Raw genomic sequence first — 18285 nt, 5'->3', positions numbered from 1 at the left:
CCTTATGCCTTCGGTTTTTACAGCCGAAGGCTATCATTTTACACCTGAAGGATGAAGCTGATCCCGATGGATCGTAAAAATTGTAGTTGGCTAAATGGAAAACGTGAAGGGACTGAATGGAAATGACAGATTGGAAAACGTTAGTTCTTGATGAAATAGATAAACGGCAGGACGAATTGCTTGAGCTATGCTCGCGGTTGATTCAATTTCCTTCGGAAAATCCTCCAGGTGATTCACGCGAAATTAGTCAGTTCATTATGGACTATCTTAAAGAAGCAGGTATAAAAACAACGGTGCATGAATCCGGGCCGAATATGTGGAATCTCATTTCTGATTATGGCGCTGAAACGGCGGACGGAAAAAAACTGATTTTCTGTGGGCATACAGACGTTGTGCCGGCAGGGGATCGTACTCGTTGGGATTTTGATCCGTTTTGTGGTGAAACACGTGATGGCTATCTCTTGGGTCGCGGTGCTTCGGACATGAAAGCAGGACTGGGCGGATTAATATTTACCGTTGCGCTGTTCTCCAAATTGGGCGTACCACTCGAAGGTGCGTTGTCGTTGCTTGTAGTTCCAGACGAGGAAACCGGAGGTCATCTTGGAGTACCTTGGGTGCTGGAAAGAAAACTGATTGAAGGAACAGCTGCTGTGATTGCAGAGCCTTCAGGCCCGCAAAACCCGACCATCGGGCAAAAGGGAAGCTGCTGGTTTGAATTTACTGTTGAAGGCACACCGGGTCATGGCAGTTTGCAGCCAATTGCAGGTGAAAGTGCTATTTTGAAGGCGGCAAAAGGGATCGAAGCGCTGCAACAACTGTGGAACATCAAGCCGGACATCCCGGAAGAAGTCCAAGAGATCATTGAAATTTCCAAGCGTTATGCAAGCGAACGGGAAAACCCGAGCTATGGACAAGCGTTTGATCATGTAACGGTGAACATTGGTACGATCCAGGGAGGCACGAAAGTCAATGTGGTTGCGGACCGTTGCACAGTGCAAGTGGACTCCCGTGTTCCATTTGGCGTAGACCACCGGGATGTACTGGCCAAAGCCAAAGAATTGCTTGCAAGTGTTGGCATTGACGTGGAGCCCAGACAATTCGGATTTTATGGGAATGCCAACTGGACCCCGCCCACCGAGCCGATTGTACAGGAGCTTGTGGAATCTATCGCTGAGGTCAGCGGTAAAGAGGCCTACGGCGTACTGCAATGGGCAACCAGCGACGCACGTGCATTCCGCAAATACAATATCCCGGTATTACAATACGGGCCTGCCGAACTGTCGACCATTCACAATTTTAATGAAAAAGCTCCGGTATGGCAGATCATTCAATCTGCGAAAGTATACGCCTTGACGGCGCTTAAATATCTGAAAACAACACAAAAAGAAACATAAGGGGATCTGCCGTATGATGAAACAAGTTTTTGAAGTTTATGACCTTTTGGATAGCCCGTTCGCCAGCGGGGCAGAAGTCAAAGCTTATTTGGAACAACTGGGTCAAGCGGAGATTACGGTCACCACTGTGCAAGGTGAAAAGGGCTCTACGGATTTTATTAAAATTGTCATTGCCGGTAAAACGGGTCGCATTCAGGGGGGCGATTCTCCAACCTTGGGTGTAGTAGGGCGACTTGGTGGACTAGGAGCACGACCGGAAATGATCGGATTTGTATCCGATGGTGACGGTGCAGCAGCGGCAATTTCGGCGGCGGCTAAACTTTTGAGCATGCAGTCCAAAGGAGATGTGCTTGACGGAGATGTGATCATCTGTACACATATTTGTCCAGATGCACCCACTCAGCCCCATGATCCGGTTCCATTTATGGATTCACCCGTAGATATTTTGACGATGAACAAATATGAAGTGACACCCGAAATGGAAGCGATCCTGTCCATTGATACGACCAAAGGGAATCGGGTCATTAACCATAAAGGTATTGCCATTTCCCCAACGGTACGTGAAGGCTACGTGCTACGCATTAGTGAAGATCTCGTCGATATTGTGCAGACCGTTACTGGCGAACCGTGTGTCACGTTTGCTGTAACTACACAGGACATCACACCTTATGGTAACGACCTGTATCACATCAACAGCATTTTGCAGCCAGCGGTGGCCACTTCCGCTCCAGTGGTTGGTGTAGCCATCACGGCCGCTGCTCCTGTCCCAGGCAGTGCAACGGGGGCCAGCCACGAAAGCGATATTGCGCTGGCGGCCAAATTGGCTGTAGAAACAGCCAAAGCTTATGGACGTGGGCAATGCTCTTTTCATTCGGAAAAGGAGTTTCAACATATTACTAAATTGTACGGTACCATGAAGCATCTGCAAACGATGGGTAAGTCTGAATAAGCTTATTCCCTAAGATAAAAAGAACATGAAGGTTCAATGATGGACAAGGAGGAGGAAGAGGGCATGACACAACTGCTTGAAGTAACCAACCTCCGGACGGAGTTCAAGACTGCGGCGGGCACCATCCGGGCTGTGGACGGCGTCGATCTATCGGTTGGCAAAGGCGAAACACTCGGAATCGTTGGCGAATCCGGGTGCGGCAAGAGCATTACCTCCCTTTCTATTATGCAGCTCCTCCCCAAGGGACTTGGGAAAGTAGTCGCTGGTGAAGTACGGTTTAACGGTGAAAACATGCAGGATTTTTCGGAGCGGAAAATGCGCTCGATTCGTGGCAACGAGATGGCTATGATTTTTCAGGAGCCCATGACTTCGCTAAATCCTGTGTTCAAAATCGGCAAGCAAATTGCGGAGTCTGCCCGCTACCACCACGGTGTAAGCAAACATAAAGCAAAAGATATGGCTGTGGAAATGCTGACGAAAGTGGGAATTCCACGTCCAGAAAAAGTAGCCGCTTCTTATCCGCATGAACTCTCGGGCGGTATGCGCCAACGGGTGATGATTGCGATGGCGATGGTGTGCAATCCGAAGCTGCTGATCGCCGATGAACCGACAACGGCACTCGATGTAACCATTCAAGCACAGATTCTTGACTTGATGCGTGAGCTACAGAAGTCCGAAGGAACTTCCATTCTGATGATTACTCATGACCTTGGTGTCGTTGCTGAAATGTGCGATCGGGTCGTGATTATGTACGCCGGACAAGTCGTAGAAGAAACGGATGTTAAAACACTTTTTAAAGATCCCAAGCATCCGTATACCCAAAGTTTGCTAGCCTCACTGCCACAATTGAACAGTGATCAGGAGCGTCTGGCTTCCATTCCGGGCCAGGTTCCCAACCCACTTGATATGCCAAAAGGCTGTCGCTTTGCACCACGTTGTCAGTTTGCCAAGGAAATTTGCCGTGCAGAGGCCCCGGAGCTTACAGAAGTGGAACCCGGACACAAAAGCCGCTGCTTGCTACAGCAGGAGGGATATCATGAGTACACTGCTTGAAATACGTAATTTGAAAAAGCACTATCCGATCAAAAAAGGACTTTTTTCCAAACAAGTGGGAGCAGTCAAAGCGGTGGATGGTATTAACCTGACTGTACAGCAGGGTGAAACCCTGGCAATCGTGGGAGAATCCGGCTGCGGCAAATCCACAACCGGACGGGCAATTCTCAGATTGATCGAACCGACGGATGGAGAGATTCTGTTTAATGGCACGGATATACGTAAGCTAAACACAGAGCAGCTGCGCAAATTCAGAACGGATATGCAGATGGTGTTTCAAGATCCGTTTGCTTCGCTTGATCCCAGATGGACAGTACAGCAGGTTCTGGAAGAACCGCTCATCACGCATGAAAAGCTAAGCAAAACGCAGCTCAAAGAGCGGGTGGAAGAGCTGCTCGAAGTGGTCGGATTGTCTCCTTATCACGCCCATCGTTATCCGCATGAGTTCTCGGGTGGTCAACGCCAGCGGATCGGGATCGCACGGGCACTGGCGCTTCATCCCAAATTTATCGTGTGTGACGAGCCAGTCTCGGCCCTCGATGTGTCGATTCAGGCGCAAGTGCTCAATCTGATGAAGGACCTGCAAAAACAATATGACCTGACGTATATGTTCATATCCCATGATCTGTCGGTCGTCAAATTTATCAGCGACCGCGTGGGTGTGATGTACCTGGGCAAGCTGGTCGAACTCGCACCGACCCAAGCAGTATTCAGAGAGCCGCTGCACCCGTATACAAAGGCGTTAATGTCTGCGGTACCTGTAGCTGATCCGGAAGCGGAACGTGATCGGATTGTACTTAAAGGGGATGTGCCCAGTCCAGAAAATCCGCCAAGTGGCTGTGCGTTTCATAACCGCTGCCCGGCAGCCATGGAGATATGCAGCAAAGTACAGCCCGTCTTTGCCGAAGCTGCACCGGGGCGGCAGGTAGCCTGCCACTTGTATCCAGCTTCTACGCCGGAACAAGCGATAGCAGGGCAAGCCTGAGTTGGCTGACAAAGAATATGTAGTCTCTTGTGAAGTCAAAAGGTCAAAAAAGGTCAAATTGATTGAAATCTAAAACTATTTTTGACAGATCGCTTAGGATCGGGTTATTTCAGTATTTTCAGCCTCATTTGAACTTTGAGCCGCTCCATTTGGCAGCAACTCTCAGACGTTTCGGACGGATATTCGTGAAGAAAACGACAGATATCTGGTGGAAGCTGAGCTTCCAGGCATTGCAAAAGAAGATATCGACATCGATATTGCCCATAATTATTTGACGATCCGTGCTAAACGGAATGAATATCATGAAGAGAAGGATGATACGAATAAAATGATTCGACGGGAGCGCCGTTCTGGGGAATTTGTCCGACGCTTCTATGTGGATCATGTTGATGAAGAAGGCATTAAGGCAAAACTGGATCAAGGTGTATTGAAACTTGAAATTCCTAAACGTCAGGGTGATGATCGTTCCCGCAGACAGATCCAGATTGACTAAAGGGGTATGATGTACAAGACAGGGCTGATTAATCAGTCCTGTTTTTTGTGTACGTCCTGTTTAAAAAGACTCGATCACATTGTAAGTGAGGTATTCCTCCTTCGGTTTAAATTCTTATGAATTAGAGTCGCCCTCTGCTATAAAATAGGCTATCTGCTATGCTAAAATAATGAAATTACCTGTAAAGCTATTATAACCATACTTCTCGCATGCCGGGGTCAGCCGATGCTATGGACACGAAGAAGGGAGGATACATCCTTGGAAGCAATACTAAGACGGCACTGGCCGGAGTGGAGCGGAACGCTGCAGAAACGAACCGGGGGTTGGAATAATACGACGTATTTTGTTAAGAGTGGTGGACGAAGCGGGGTGCTGCGCGTCTACGATACACACAGGGATCGGGATAAAATTGAATTTGAGCATGCGGTTTTGCAGGAGCTGAGTAAGCATTCTCTATCATTCAGAATACCCCAGCCTATTCCGACGGTCACGGGAGAGACGCTTGCTCAACTGGAGAGGGAAAGCGGTAAATATGTGTGTCTGTTCAAATACATAGAAGGCGTATCACCCCTGGAGCAGGATTCAAGCTTTGCCTATTCTTTGGGCGAGGCTACGGGCGAATTATCGGCTGTGCTTGCGACATTCAATCTTGAACTGACCCCAGTCTATCGACCGTATTATGCTTTGCAGCAATCCTATCCATTGTGTAACCGGGAAACGGTTCAAGGCTTTTGTTTACATCCGCCTGAGCCTCTAAAGGATTTACATGAAGAGCTGCGATTGATAGGAGAAGTTTATGAAGAGATTACAGATTCGCTTCATGCATTGGAAGAGTTGCCGCATCAGCTTGTACATGGAGACTTGAACGCTTCCAATTTGTTAGTAAAGGATTCGAATCATAGTCTAGTAACTGCACTGCTTGATTTTGAATTTTGTACGCTAGACGTTCGGGTCATGGAGCCGGCGGTCATCTTATCTGGATTTTTGGGACAACCGGAGGAGACGACAGCAGTTCGGGATTTTTGCCGGGGCTTCAGCCGCCAGGTTCATTTAAGCCACAACGAGATTGATGCTTTGCCTGTTTTGATGCTGCTTAGGAAGGTAGACGTATTTCTTCATTTTTGAGTCGCTTTCTGGAAGGAACGGATCAATCACACGTGTTGCAAGAGCAGGTCAAACAGATCTCTGCTGATTTGCTCCAACTGTCTACCAAAAGTAGCTGGATTCAGGAGGAGTTGATCCAAGCTGGAACAGTGTATGAATAAACGAGCTATATGCCGTGCTATGTTATAGTCTCTGGAAAAATTGAGCCTAAGTCCATTGAGATGTACTCGGAACTGGAGGAGTAGATGAATAGTTGGTTAACGAACGCGTTACGACCGTACTTCGGGCTGGAGGCGCTGGAAGAGCATTGGGACGTGGTAGAAATTAAAGATGGATACTTTATTTGTATGGACGGGGATGTCATTGGCAAGCGAATTTCTTTTACTGAGGATACCTATGGAGAAACCGATGTAGAGATTCTTACGCGTGACCGGGCATTTGTTTTGCCTAAAACGGCTCGTGGCAAAGAGAAAAAGCTGAATTACACAAGTGTTTCGAGCATCAAGGCGGAAGGCGTAACCTTTTCAGCAGGCATTCGAAGGTTTGATTTTTTAATAGGAGGAGCACATGAAGTATCTTAAAGATTGCCCGGAGCCAGGCATGGGAACCTGGTATTTTGAAATAGATTCGGATGGAACAGCCTATCGACAAATTGTCATCCAGGATGATGGCACGTATATCGCCTCTAATCGCAAGCACGAGCAGTATCATTTCTTATTAGCTGAGAAAGCGATTGATGATACAGAGCCCTATTATACGCAAATTACAAAAAAAGAGTTTGAAGAAGTCTGGTCCAATTATCTTCACACCTTCAACCAGGAATGGCATCAAATCAAAAATGCACTACCCGTTGGGACTAAGGTAAAGGGTTATATTGAAGCATTTTTCCCACACGGTACGCTTATTCATATTTTCCAGCATCATGCGGTCGGATTGTCAGACACTCGTACATATGAGGAAAAGACACCATCCGAGTGGATGTATCCTAAGCATGAGGTCACGGCAATTGTAAAAGGATACGACGAAGTGAATCAGTGGGTGATTTTAGATCAAACGCAGGTTTTCAAACATCAGTTCGCGGGTTGAAAGTGAATTTTGGAATATGCGGGAAGGGGAATGAACATGCATACTTTAACGGTTGATGAACTGGTGGATAAGGATAACCATGCATGGGAAGAGGTCACAAATATTCTGAAAGAAGGCCGGAATTCTCATCACATTGTATCGGCCGAATCGGAATCCGCTCCAGGGGACACGCTGTACCGTTTGCAGGTGAGTACGAAATCGTATTTGGGAACAGTTGCCTATGAGACAGGAGGAATCGTGTTTGATTACGGTTGGATCACCTTGCTGGGTGCAGGTGGCTCTGGAATTTTTGGTAGCTTGACCTCATGGAACGGGCTTCAAGAGCCGGAAAATGTTCCTGCGCTTGAGGGGATGCTGATTGTGGCTTATGATGCAGCAGGTGGATTTTTTGGATTGGATACAGGGAAATTCGGACGTAGCGGTCATATCTACTATTTTGCACCGGATACGTTAGAATGGGAATCCACAGAGCTGGCCTATTCCGGTTTCTTGGGCTGGTTGGCTGAGGGAGATTTAGACTTGTTCTACCAGACATTCCGCTGGAACGGTTGGCAGAAGGATATGGAGCAACTTCAGCCGGGAGAGGTATTTGCATATTATCCGCCGCTATGGACTCAGGAAGGTGGAGGGGAGACCAGCAGCAAGTCGCCTATAGACATTACAAAAACATGGCAGGCGGTACTGGATAAGGAATAGCTTGCTCGGTAGAAATAACAACTCTTAGAGGCATCGAGGTATGGAGGTTGGCTGATATGTGGAGTATTCACTTTGAACAGCAGTTTGTAAAAAGTCTGGAAGCAACGGATGAACAAATCGCAAATTTTTTGAAAACATGGAACATAAAGCTATCGGAACAAGAGATTCACGAAATCAAGCAAAGACAAGTGAATCCTTTTCCAAAGTCGTCTCCATTCTATGATCAGTATAAACCTTTAGATCCTGTGAGCTGGCATCTGCCCCAAGGGCAATTTCCTGACAGCTATATGGATTTTTTGAGATACTCTAACGGCGGGGAGTTTCAAAATGGAGAACGTTATTTTCAGTTTTTCAATACCGAAGATTTGAGAGAAATGAACCTTGCCTACGAGTTACCGGAATATATGCCGGGTGCTGTATCGTTTGCGATGGATGGGTGCGGAAACCACTATATGTTTGATATGAGAGAGGAAAAAAGAAACAATGAGTATCCCGTTCTTTTTGCTCATTCTGGTAGTTTGGGATATGACGAATGTGAACAGGTTGCCCATTCATTTATAGAGCTGTGTACGGAAAAATGGGCATTATATTGAGTTATGAACCCGCAATAATGAACCCTTCGCCGGTTCCATTTTGCGGGTTATGTAAGTTTTCAAACTAAGCCTGTCATGCTACTTATTTGCATTCATCATACCAATTAACACTTGATGTACCATCGGTAAGGTGGTAAAACCGTCACTTTGTAAAAAGTGTCCTCCATGGTCTACTTCATGGAAATCGGCTTGGATGTCTTCAGCTAGTTTCTTACTGAGTGCAAAGGGCACAATTGTGTCATCCTTTGAAGCGATAACTGAACGCGCTTTTAGCGAATCCATGATTTGCTGATAATCCAAATGGCCATTTGTAAATTCATCTAATGACGGTAGACTCGGCACTGGATCAGTAAAACCGGAAACGAAAACGAGACCACCAAGTGGTTCTGGGATACTTACTTGCTGTAGGTATCTTAATATGGATACACATCCCAAGCTATGACCAATAAAATAGGTGTCTTTATGTAGAACTTTAATATTTTGTAATAGATGCTCGATCCACTCATTAAGTTTGGGGGATTGCGAGTTGGGCATCTCCAGTATACCTACCGATACTCCATCTTCCTGTAATTTGTCTTGTAACCAAGGGAACCAATGATCGGCTGGCGAAGCTGTGTATCCGTGGATTATATATACTTGTTTTTTATTTTGTATGTTTGTCACAATACTTTCTCTCCCATCATTCAGCGTCGTTGTTTATATGTGCCCCACTTCGTGTAAGGACTCCTCTTCTAGTTTAGCAAATTCTTTAAGCCCATGAATATCTAAAATTTTGAGTTACATAGCAAATCCATATATGAAGTTGCCTACTATAATATTCTTATTTTTGCAGTACCGTTATTTTACTTATAAATTTAAGCGCTTTCTACCGATATATAGATATATATATCATCACGTTCTGTGATCTGCAGCGTGAACTATTATCCATAGACGATCTGGAGGGGTTTGGATGAGTAATAAGCTATCAGACAGGACTAAAAAAGGAAAAGGTTTTAGAGATTTAAAGGTTACGACAACGATGATCTCCATGATTGTAATCAGCTTAGTGGGTTTACTCATTGTATCGTTGGTAGGGGTTATCGGTATGTATCAAGCTAAAGAGGGTCAAGGTATTTTGTATGTGGATCGCTTTCAACACCAAACGAATATTCTTGAAGTCAAAAGTGATTTCTATAATATGCGGGCTAATTATACAAAAATACTCGACAATAAGGAGTACACAGATAAACAGTATAAGCAGGTGCAGAAAGGAAAAGATAGCGTTACAACCGGGCTAAATGAATTCTCACAAAGGAATTTGGATGCTAAGGAACAGAAATTGTACGAGGAACTACGGGGGGGGATAGACACATATTATCAGGATATTGAGCAAATCATGGCAGTCAAAAAAAATAGCGGAACGTATGACACGGAAGAGAGAGGCCGGATTAATAAATCCAGTACGGCAATTGTTACGATGTTGACTACGATTTCAGATTATAACAATGAGCAATCCGCCAACTTATATCAAAATACGCAAAATGAGATTAAAATGCGTACAATTGTTTTGATCACGGTTCTGGCAATCGTGCTGGCTATTCTTATCACCATCTCCTTTGCGGCTATTCGAAATATTCGTTTTCGGATGAGTACAATTACGAAATACTGTGGGGAGATTACCCAAGGGAATTTAACGGCAGCACTTGATCCTGCCTTGCTCAAAGGAAATAATGAGATCGCTGTCATTGCTCGTGCCATTCAACAAATGACAGATTCAACCTCAATGGTCATAACGGGGGTTATCAATGAGTCACGCCAAATTAACCAACTGAGTGACCAGACGAATCATAATATGGCCGATCTCAATGAGCGGATTAGAGATGTATCTGCCACGGTCGAACAGCTGTCAGCAGCTATGGAAGAGACTTCGGCATACACCGAAAATATGAACCATTCTGCGGAAGAAATGCAGCGGGCAGCAGAGTACATTTCGGTCAAAACTCAAGAAAGAGCTCAGTCTGCCCATGATACAAGTGTAAAAGCCGAAACATTGAAGCATGCGGCTAGTGAATCCAATAAAGCAGCCAAGGAAATTTACCGGAAGGCCAATGAAAAGATGAAGGAAGCGCTAGAACGAGCCAAGGGCGTAGACCAAATTCGTTTACTTTCTCAGTCCATCTTAGAAATTACGGCACAAACCAATTTGCTGGCTCTAAATGCATCCATTGAAGCGGCTCGTGCGGGTGAGTCAGGTCGAGGGTTTGCGGTTGTGGCTAACGAGATTCGCAAGTTGGCAGACGGCTCCAAACACGCGGTAGACCAAATTCAGAGTGTTACTCAAGAAGTTGTGCAATCGGTAGAGAATTTAACTACTAATGCCGAAGAATTACTGCACTTCCTGCAAGCCCAGGTAGGCAAGGATTATCAGCTGCTTGAGGATACAGCAGGACAATATTACAATGATGCCGTGGAGCATACGAACACGGTCAATGATTTGAACGCCACCTCTAAGCAGGTAAATGAAACCATCCAAACCATGGTAAGAGCGATTCATGAGATTGCAACAGCCAGCGAACAGTCTGCTATATCCACTCAGCACATTGCAGAGAATATGGTTTCATCGACGGAGAAATCTCTTGAAGTGGCACACCAGTCTGATCAGGTGAAGGAAAGCGCGGCCCGACTGAATGAACTGGTCGAAGGATTTAAAATTTAACGAGGCCAATACACAAAGACTAGGGAAAACATTACATCGAAGAAAAACAGTTGGGGAGCCGTAAAAAGGCTCCCTTTTGAGTTTACTCTTCTAAGATTGCTTTTGGACTACAGTCAGGAGCTCGTATCCCGTAGTTCTTCCTGTTCAGCCATTTGCATCAGCTTATAAATCTGACGAGTTGTGTTCACATTCCGCACCGTCATTTGCTGATACAGCTTGGAGCCGACTAATTTCGTTAACCCGCTTTTTGTGACTTGTTCTTTGCTGACAGAAAACAGAACGGCCCCGTTCGTATATATTACATGGGCCTATTCCCGGTTTCAAAGGTAGCTTGTCCAGAACGGAAATATCGTTAATTTCATCCCACAGGAACAATACATCACTTTTCATCTGTGTATCATTAGACCATTCATTCGGCAGTGCCTCTATAATGGTCTGAATCTCCTTCATATTACGAACGATGACGCGGATGGGTAAGCTAAAATCCTCCAGAATCGCCTGTTCCAATATGAGCGACAATTCCTCGTTGGACTGACCTTGACTAGAAAAAATAATGTTTCCAGAATTAATGTAAGTTGTCACATGCTCCATACCTGCATTTTCAAACGTTTGCTTGAGCTTCTTCATCTCGATCTTGTTATTGCCGCCAACATTGATGCCCCGCAGTAATGCGATATAGATCATAAAAAGCTCCACCTCTCTTTAACAAAAAGGATTTTTAGGAAAGGGATAGGTATTCCAATAAAAACGTAGTTTGATTTTCGCTCAACAGCGGATGCAGCAATGGTTTTACGTGCTCGATATATGCTGCTTTGGTTTCGTATGTTTCTTCATCTTTCACTTCTCCCTTAAAGGTACAGGCACCTTCAATCAGGATGGAAAGAGCAGTAAAGAAGTTAGCCAAAGAGTCAGCCACCTGCTGCGGTGCACCGCCTTCGAATGCAGCATATACAGGGGAATCGGGTGCGCTAGTATCGACAATGATTGGATCGTCATTAAAAGTGGCAATCACGACATGATGGGGCGGCCACGAAGAAGATTCTTGGACAAGCTCACCAGATGTAATCCAGCGATAGCCTAGTTGCTGGCGATACAGATGTTCTGGTGCGGCAAAAAAGAGGACAGCTGCATCCCCGATTTCAACTGCCGCATTTTTCAATTTGTGTGTTCCTGCTGCCTTAGCATCGATCATTTCATAATGGCTATACAGATATTCAAGTTCGGGGGATACAGGAATCTGGCTGTCCCAGCAATCTGAAATTTTCTCCATCCGGGGCTGGATGTCGTGGTTTTGGAACAGCCCGTAGGCATCATTATACAAGTTTTGCTGTTGTACAAAACGGGCCAGAGCTTCACTTAATTGTTTCATAGGTTTGCATTCCTTTCTAATTGTAGGCTATGACCTCCGACAATAACGTTTCATTTCTAGCCTAAAGATATCATAATATAGATATGGAGAACATATGTTTCTGTAATTGTGCCACCTTGCCAGTTCAACCAGATTAATTTTACAATATAGGAGTTCGAACATGTTTTGTGCTTAGTTTAATATGCTCAGGCTTACTTGTAAGGAGGATAAGCATGTCATTTTCTAAAATATACGATTACAAATTAAGAGCTTATTTTAATGAGCGTATTTCTGATTTAGGTCATGAATATCTATTTTATTCTTATCCCGATCAAGAGCAAAATTTAAGAATATTAACCCTGAATATAAACGAGCAGGATTATGTTTCTCTAGTGCGATGGCATGATCTGTTTGACAGGTCGCTATTTACAAAAATGGATCATGTCATTCGAAGCGAACTGGATGCTGAACGCCTGATTCGATTGCTTTCGCTCATTTTTAATGTTTTTGATATACATAAAGATGTTGCTTATAGGAGAAAAAACTTATTTTGTTTTTATTATCAATATCAAGTTTCACATCTAGCAGAGAGAGGCAATGAATTCACGTTTGCTCAGGACAGACTATTTTTCCTTCAACATCTTTTATTTGAACTGGGTTTAGGTGACGACATTTATGATCGTTTAACGATTGAAAATAATAGGATCATGTACAGAATGGAAGACGCAATACATTATGATCTGCACATTCTTATTAACATTTTGCATGAGCATATTCACAAAAGTAAGATGGATATGGATACACAAGCAGCGCTGGAAAAAATAAAATTTTTACAAGGCCAATGGGTTAACTTCATGCTGGGTAGTCATGATGTATATGATTTTCCATTCGATGATTTCAACAAGCCGTTTGTAGAAGCAACGATGTTTATACAAGCCTATAACTCTAATAAAAATAGGGTATTAGAGGTGCTGATCGACTGTATCAATGAGCATCAATCTCCAACAGAGCAGTTCATCTCCAACTTGATCTTGATGAATTACTCCTATTTTGTTCTCAAAAGTAATCCTAGCGAAATTACATATCTTAAGTTGTTTTGCAAGAAAAAACCGGGCGTTTTTATGAAAATATTAACTGCATTGCTTGAACTCAGATTTTTTGTTGATAAATCCAGCTTCACAAATGCGGGTATAAATTATTATTTATCCAGAATAAAAGGGGTTAAATGATGCTATTCCATCACGTTTCTTTACCTGATTTACCACCGTCTATCGGACGCCTTACAGCCATTCATCCACTAAAGGGCGACTCTCAGGAAAGCATAACCCTGCTGGCACTAAACACACAAGCAGAACTGTGGAGACTAGAACTTCGGTCTGGCAGCACTCGTTTACCATCACGAGGTGGGGATTTTCATTGAATTAAAACCGAATAGCCGTTGTACAGCCTTGATCTACGAATAAAAGGCGTTACCGCATTTTTGCTTCCTTCCTGGCGAGATGGGAAAATATGCGTTAGTTATTACATTTGAAAAGGGGCGTAAAACCAAAATGGCACTTATCAAGGATCGTTTTTTGGGATGTCTGGTTGGGCTGGCTGTGGGCGATGCTTTGGGAACCACTGTGGAATTCAGCAGTCCAGGTACATTTGAACCTGTAACGGATATCGTGGGCGGCGGTGTATTTGGGTTAAAGCCGGGCCAGTGGACAGACGATACGTCGATGGCGCTCTGCTTGGCCGAGAGTATGGTACGTAAAGATGGCTTTGATCCGGCAGATCAAATGCGCCGATACACCAATTGGTACCACTTGGGGTATATGAGCAGCACGGGAACGTGTTTTGATATCGGTGGTGCAACGAGAGCAGCACTGCATCGCTTCGAAGCTACCGGAGATCCGTACAGTGGGTCCATTGACCCCATGACTGCCGGCAATGGCTCTATTATGAGGCTTGCACCTGTGGCTATGGCCTATGCGAACCGTCCGGAAGAGGCGGTGAAGTACGCTGAGATGAGCTCGCGAACCACCCATGGAGCAGTCGAAAGTGTGGAGGCTTGTGCTGTGCTTGCTTCAATCCTTGTGGCAGGTCTGCGAGGAGCGGACAAAGAATCCATGTTATCGGCGGACGTCTGTTATAAGTGGCGGCAGGACGAGCCCGCTTATTCGGCAGCCATTGAAGAAATAATTCGGGGATCTTACCGGCATAAGGAGCCGCCCGAAATACAAGGAACCGGGTATGTCATTCGTTCCCTTGAGGCTGCGTTGTGGGCATTCCACCATTCGACTTCATTTGAAGAGGGGGCACTGCTGGCAGTGAATCTGGGGGATGATGCCGATACGACCGGGGCGGTGTACGGGCAAATTGCAGGAGCTTATTACGGAATAAGTGGTATCCCGAGTCGTTGGCGCGAGAAGCTGGCGATGAAGGAGACGATAGATGAACTGACTGAGGCATTATGGCAGAAGGTCGAGAAGGACCGAACACTCTAAGGAGATATCTATAAAGATCAAGCTGGGCTGCTATTCTTATGAAGCAGAACCCAGCTTTTTTTGTTCACTATTTTCATGACGATTCACCTCTTGGATTACTTCTTATATCGCCTCGACCCCATTAAATTTCGTAACCTCACAGATTTTTTTCCGTATAAAGATAAAAACATGATCCGAATTCGTTCCCTCAGGGAGAAATGCAACCATGTTTAACAAAATGAGAAGTAGAGGTAATGCATCATATGAATGAAAAATTACAAGCCAATACAGGATATCAGCTGGCTGAGCGGAAGGCGATTCAGTATTTTGCATTACTGTATGATCAGGTCATAGACAAATCTTATGTGACTACCCTGACAGAAGATATTCAAAAGTGGAAAAAAAATCATCTTCAACATTCCTCATGGTTATCCTTTTTTTCGCGGAGAAAAAGAAAACCTGATACTCGGGACTATAATAGATACATTCAATGGCTAAATTATACAGGCAAATTGGATGATTATCTGGACCGAAGTGTCTCCTATATTTATATGAGGGACCTAGGCAAAGCTCTGGATTCTCCTGACACACATACCCGGATTCAGCGTGTCATTGCAGACGTAAAAAAACACTTGATCCAATCCATCCGTGCAAACGGGGGAGACCAACCGGAATTTATGAATTTGGCCGGGGTGTATCGGTGGGCCCAGAGGGAAGGTATAGAAACCGCGATAATCTGGGTGATCAACAAACTTAGGTCCGTATCCTCCCATATTCCCAAGGAGATGGATGCCGAGCAAGCCCAGCGCAAACTGATTAAGATCATTGTCGGGGTTATTCTGCATGTGATGGAAGAAATGGACGATACAGTGTCGCCTATGGAACGTGCTCGCAGACTTGATGAAGCCATCAGGCTTGGGTACTCCTATGGTCTAACCTATCCTTTCATCGATGATCTTCTCGATTCCCAGGTTCTGAACGTTCAAGAGAAAGAACAATATTCCCGTATGATACGTGCCGCGCTTCTCAGTGGATCTGTGCCTGAGTTGGGCAATTGGACTGGAAATCATATGAAGTTGATTCAATACATACATTCGGAGCTCTCGGATGCATTTGAGTACATTAAGGAACATCAGCGGCCAGACACACAGCAAACCTTTTTCGAGCAGGCCTATGTCTTTTTTCATTCTCAAGATATTGACCGTGTTAAGGATCTAACGCGAGCTACTTATACCAATGAAGAGCTTTATATACCCGTTATTTTGAAGTCCTCTTCGTCCCGCTTGATTGTCCGTTCCGTGATTAGTGCTCCTGCGGATGAGGGCTTTGAGCAACGAACATTCTTTTATGGTATCTATAACCAGCTTGCTGATGATTTTGCGGATATGGTTGACGATATGAGAGACGGTGCGGTAACACCTTATACCTACTATTTAAAATATCATCATCAGAGACCGGATTTGATCAATCCCTTTGAATTATACTGGGCGGTTATTTCCTATTTGATCCATAACGTGTATGACTCCGATGCCATGGCTCGTGAGGTGATACTGGATCGTGCAATGAATGGACTCAAACGTTATAAAGAACGTGTAGGTATTGAAAAGTATAATGAAACGATGGAGATCTTTGCATCCGGAAATCCGGAATTTAATAATCTCATTCAGAAGATGGTACAAAAAGCGGATGATGTAGATTTCTTAGATAAGCTGCTTCGGGACCAGATGATTACCTATCTGAAAAACGATGCGAGGGAAAAGGAAGACTTTTTCAATACGGTCAAAATGGTCCGTGAGCAGATTAACAACCAATTGGAAATTATCAAGCCTCAAGGGATTCCGGCCATGAAAGAACAGCTTATTGAGGCTGCAAATTACAGTCTCGAAGGGGACGGGAAGCGGATACGGCCTATATTGACTTGGGTCATGGGCGTGAACGAATATGGATTAGATGCATCGGCAATCGTGCCTCTTCTGAGATCACTGGAGTATATGCATACCGCATCCCTGATCTTTGATGATCTTCCTTCCCAGGATAATGCGTCTACCCGTAGAGGGCGTCAGACCTTGCATCAGGTGCACAATAGCGCCACCGCGGAACTAACCGGTCTGTATCTGATCCAGAAGGCGATTGGGGAACAATCGTCACTTGACCAGTTCAATGCTGAAACGGTGCTTGCTTTGATACAATACTCGGCCCAGAAAGCAGAAGATATGTGTATGGGGCAAGCGATGGATCTGGATTCCAAAGGAAAGGCACTGACCTTGGAGCAGCTGAATATGGTGTGCTTTTACAAAACAGGAGTGGCGTTTGAGGCTTGTCTGGTTATGCCAGCCATGCTTGCACAGGTCAAGGAGTCGGAAATTGCTGCTTTGAAGAAATTTGCCTATCATATGGGGATTGCTTTTCAGATTAAAGATGATTTACTTGATGTGGAAGGAGATATGCTCTTACTCGGAAAACCTGTTGGCCAAGATTCTGATAATAACAATTCGAATTTCGTGTCCATCCTCGGTCTTGAAGGTGCCAGTAAAGAGATGTGGGAACACTATTGCCTCGCTATGGAAGCATTGGAAGAGATCCCACGTAATATTGCTTTTCTGAAGCACTTAATACATTATGTCGTGAACAGGGACCGTTAAAAACGAGTGTACCCCAATGCTCCACAAGAGTAATGGGGTATTTTTACGTTGAGACAGAAGAGCTGCTCATGCTCCTTCGCTCATCGGTAATCCTCTAATGTGATATAAATATGTCTGAGCACACAACACAGATATGTGAATATCTGGTGACTTCAGCACCCCATTTTGCCCATTATGGTGCATTCTCCCTTATAATAATACAAAATAGACGAGGAGATGAACTCCAGATGAAAAAAGGAATCTTGGTCGCTTCAGGGTTGGTTGTTGCCGCATTGGGGACGTACCTAATTGCAGGGAATATTCAGAGAGAAGAGGCGGAAAACCATGAGACGACAGATATCAAGAAATTGGTGCATGATATAAGTGCAGGCAAGGCAGCAGCCCAGTCTGCTTCCATTAATTCCAGTCAGTTGATTGTCACAGGGGACGATACTCAGACCATGAATTATGATTTGCCTGACAACGAGTTTTTTGTTTCGATTGCGCCATATGTGGAACAGACCCACCCTTGTGCAACTCATAGTCTAACGGGCTGCCAAGGCGAAATAAAAAACGGAGCGTTCAATGTGACCGTTCACGACTCCGAAGGGAATGTCATCATGGAGAATGCCGCCATGAAATCACAATCCAATGGTTTTATTGATCTATGGCTACCGAGGGATAAAACATACCGCATTAGCGTGAATCATGAAGGTAAAACGGCTGAAACTGAATTCTCTACATATGAGAAAAACGATACGTGTATCACAACGATGCAGTTGGGTTAACGACGGAGGATG

At 44.8% G+C, this 18285-nt stretch carries 16 protein-coding genes and 2 pseudogenes; 15 read left to right on the top strand and 3 right to left on the bottom strand.

Translation table 11 applies throughout. The annotated features are described in order from the left end of the window. The first annotated feature begins 122 nt into the window (after positions 1–122). The 10 genes and pseudogenes from ACWGXJ_RS17560 to ACWGXJ_RS17515 all read left to right on the top strand — a co-directional run bounded on the left by ACWGXJ_RS17560 (position 123) and on the right by ACWGXJ_RS17515 (position 8353). Complete coding sequence (locus ACWGXJ_RS17560) at positions 123–1394, top strand: M20 family metallopeptidase (protein WP_452567921.1); 1272 nt, start codon at positions 123–125, stop codon at positions 1392–1394. A 13-nt stretch (positions 1395–1407) separates the two neighbouring features. Then, positions 1408–2343, top strand: a complete 936-nt coding sequence (locus ACWGXJ_RS17555; RefSeq protein WP_254350393.1) for a DUF1177 domain-containing protein — start codon at positions 1408–1410, stop codon at positions 2341–2343. A gap of 63 nt (positions 2344–2406) precedes the next feature. Beyond that, positions 2407–3396 (top strand): ABC transporter ATP-binding protein, encoded by a 990-nt coding sequence (locus tag ACWGXJ_RS17550; RefSeq protein ID WP_452567264.1) that lies wholly within the window; start codon positions 2407–2409, stop codon positions 3394–3396. After that, complete coding sequence (locus ACWGXJ_RS17545) at positions 3380–4381, top strand: ABC transporter ATP-binding protein (RefSeq protein ID WP_250260797.1); 1002 nt, start codon at positions 3380–3382, stop codon at positions 4379–4381. Before ACWGXJ_RS17550 ends, ACWGXJ_RS17545 begins: the two co-directional genes overlap by 17 nt. A gap of 181 nt (positions 4382–4562) precedes the next feature. Then, positions 4563–4874 carry an Hsp20/alpha crystallin family protein gene (locus tag ACWGXJ_RS17540; protein ID WP_452567920.1) on the top strand — a complete coding sequence of 104 codons (312 nt, stop codon included), beginning with the start codon at positions 4563–4565 and terminating at the stop codon, positions 4872–4874. Positions 4875–5132: 258 nt separating this feature from the next. After that, positions 5133–6139: pseudogene (locus ACWGXJ_RS17535) on the top strand (phosphotransferase enzyme family protein). Positions 6140–6223: 84 nt separating this feature from the next. Continuing rightward, a complete protein-coding gene (locus tag ACWGXJ_RS17530; RefSeq protein WP_452567263.1) occupies positions 6224–6559 on the top strand; it encodes a hypothetical protein in 336 nt (111 codons plus the stop codon). Continuing rightward, positions 6546–7064, top strand: a complete 519-nt coding sequence (locus ACWGXJ_RS17525) for a hypothetical protein (protein WP_452567262.1) — start codon at positions 6546–6548, stop codon at positions 7062–7064. Before ACWGXJ_RS17530 ends, ACWGXJ_RS17525 begins: the two co-directional genes overlap by 14 nt. A gap of 36 nt (positions 7065–7100) precedes the next feature. Then, complete coding sequence (locus ACWGXJ_RS17520) at positions 7101–7760, top strand: DUF2625 domain-containing protein (protein WP_452567261.1); 660 nt, start codon at positions 7101–7103, stop codon at positions 7758–7760. A gap of 56 nt (positions 7761–7816) precedes the next feature. Beyond that, positions 7817–8353, top strand: coding sequence for an SMI1/KNR4 family protein (locus tag ACWGXJ_RS17515; RefSeq protein WP_190297689.1), 537 nt, complete (start codon positions 7817–7819; stop codon positions 8351–8353). Between the two features lie 78 nt (positions 8354–8431). Here ACWGXJ_RS17515 and ACWGXJ_RS17510 read toward each other — a convergent pair whose 3' ends face one another. Continuing rightward, complete coding sequence (locus ACWGXJ_RS17510; protein ID WP_446675734.1) at positions 8432–9016, bottom strand: RBBP9/YdeN family alpha/beta hydrolase; 585 nt, start codon at positions 9014–9016, stop codon at positions 8432–8434. A gap of 286 nt (positions 9017–9302) precedes the next feature. Here ACWGXJ_RS17510 and ACWGXJ_RS17505 point away from each other — a divergent pair, with 286 nt between their 5' ends. Further along, positions 9303–11048 (top strand): methyl-accepting chemotaxis protein, encoded by a 1746-nt coding sequence (locus ACWGXJ_RS17505; RefSeq protein WP_452567260.1) that lies wholly within the window; start codon positions 9303–9305, stop codon positions 11046–11048. Positions 11049–11161: 113 nt separating this feature from the next. Here the strand turns inward: ACWGXJ_RS17505 and ACWGXJ_RS17500 are convergent. Next, positions 11162–11732, bottom strand: a pseudogene (locus ACWGXJ_RS17500) (DUF1697 domain-containing protein). A gap of 34 nt (positions 11733–11766) precedes the next feature. Continuing rightward, entirely contained in the window at positions 11767–12417 is a 651-nt protein-coding gene (locus ACWGXJ_RS17495; RefSeq protein WP_440722716.1) for a hypothetical protein, read from the bottom strand. 212 nt (positions 12418–12629) lie between these two features. Here ACWGXJ_RS17495 and ACWGXJ_RS17490 point away from each other — a divergent pair, with 212 nt between their 5' ends. The 4 genes from ACWGXJ_RS17490 (at position 12630) to ACWGXJ_RS17475 (ending at position 18273) form a co-directional block, all read left to right on the top strand. Next, positions 12630–13625, top strand: a complete 996-nt coding sequence (locus ACWGXJ_RS17490) for a hypothetical protein (protein ID WP_452567259.1) — start codon at positions 12630–12632, stop codon at positions 13623–13625. Between the two features lie 321 nt (positions 13626–13946). Continuing rightward, positions 13947–14885, top strand: coding sequence for an ADP-ribosylglycohydrolase family protein (locus ACWGXJ_RS17485; protein ID WP_322174572.1), 939 nt, complete (start codon positions 13947–13949; stop codon positions 14883–14885). Positions 14886–15118: 233 nt separating this feature from the next. Continuing rightward, entirely contained in the window at positions 15119–17506 is a 2388-nt protein-coding gene (locus ACWGXJ_RS17480) for a polyprenyl synthetase family protein (protein ID WP_452567258.1), read from the top strand. Between the two features lie 227 nt (positions 17507–17733). Next, complete coding sequence (locus ACWGXJ_RS17475; RefSeq protein ID WP_452567257.1) at positions 17734–18273, top strand: CueP family metal-binding protein; 540 nt, start codon at positions 17734–17736, stop codon at positions 18271–18273. Positions 18274–18285: the final 12 nt, after the last annotated feature.

The sequence above is a fragment of the Paenibacillus sp. S33 genome (assembly GCF_053615415.1).
This window is presented reverse-complemented; position numbering and strand designations above follow the sequence as displayed.

What these genes read in the sequence shown, in the direction of transcription:
- ACWGXJ_RS17520 (WP_452567261.1), top strand. Translation starts at nt 7,101, where the DNA reads ATGCATACTTTAACGGTTGATGAACTGGTGGATAAGGATAACCATGCA.
- ACWGXJ_RS17560 (WP_452567921.1), top strand. Translation starts at nt 123, where the DNA reads ATGACAGATTGGAAAACGTTAGTTCTTGATGAAATAGATAAACGGCAG.
- ACWGXJ_RS17480 (WP_452567258.1), top strand. Translation starts at nt 15,119, where the DNA reads ATGCATCATATGAATGAAAAATTACAAGCCAATACAGGATATCAGCTG.
- ACWGXJ_RS17490 (WP_452567259.1), top strand. Translation starts at nt 12,630, where the DNA reads ATGTCATTTTCTAAAATATACGATTACAAATTAAGAGCTTATTTTAAT.
- ACWGXJ_RS17545 (WP_250260797.1), top strand. Translation starts at nt 3,380, where the DNA reads ATGAGTACACTGCTTGAAATACGTAATTTGAAAAAGCACTATCCGATC.
- ACWGXJ_RS17530 (WP_452567263.1), top strand. Translation starts at nt 6,224, where the DNA reads ATGAATAGTTGGTTAACGAACGCGTTACGACCGTACTTCGGGCTGGAG.
- ACWGXJ_RS17525 (WP_452567262.1), top strand. Translation starts at nt 6,546, where the DNA reads ATGAAGTATCTTAAAGATTGCCCGGAGCCAGGCATGGGAACCTGGTAT.
- ACWGXJ_RS17495 (WP_440722716.1), bottom strand. Translation starts at nt 12,417, where the DNA reads ATGAAACAATTAAGTGAAGCTCTGGCCCGTTTTGTACAACAGCAAAAC.
- ACWGXJ_RS17505 (WP_452567260.1), top strand. Translation starts at nt 9,303, where the DNA reads ATGAGTAATAAGCTATCAGACAGGACTAAAAAAGGAAAAGGTTTTAGA.
- ACWGXJ_RS17555 (WP_254350393.1), top strand. Translation starts at nt 1,408, where the DNA reads ATGATGAAACAAGTTTTTGAAGTTTATGACCTTTTGGATAGCCCGTTC.
- ACWGXJ_RS17475 (WP_452567257.1), top strand. Translation starts at nt 17,734, where the DNA reads ATGAAAAAAGGAATCTTGGTCGCTTCAGGGTTGGTTGTTGCCGCATTG.
- ACWGXJ_RS17515 (WP_190297689.1), top strand. Translation starts at nt 7,817, where the DNA reads ATGTGGAGTATTCACTTTGAACAGCAGTTTGTAAAAAGTCTGGAAGCA.
- ACWGXJ_RS17550 (WP_452567264.1), top strand. Translation starts at nt 2,407, where the DNA reads ATGACACAACTGCTTGAAGTAACCAACCTCCGGACGGAGTTCAAGACT.
- ACWGXJ_RS17485 (WP_322174572.1), top strand. Translation starts at nt 13,947, where the DNA reads ATGGCACTTATCAAGGATCGTTTTTTGGGATGTCTGGTTGGGCTGGCT.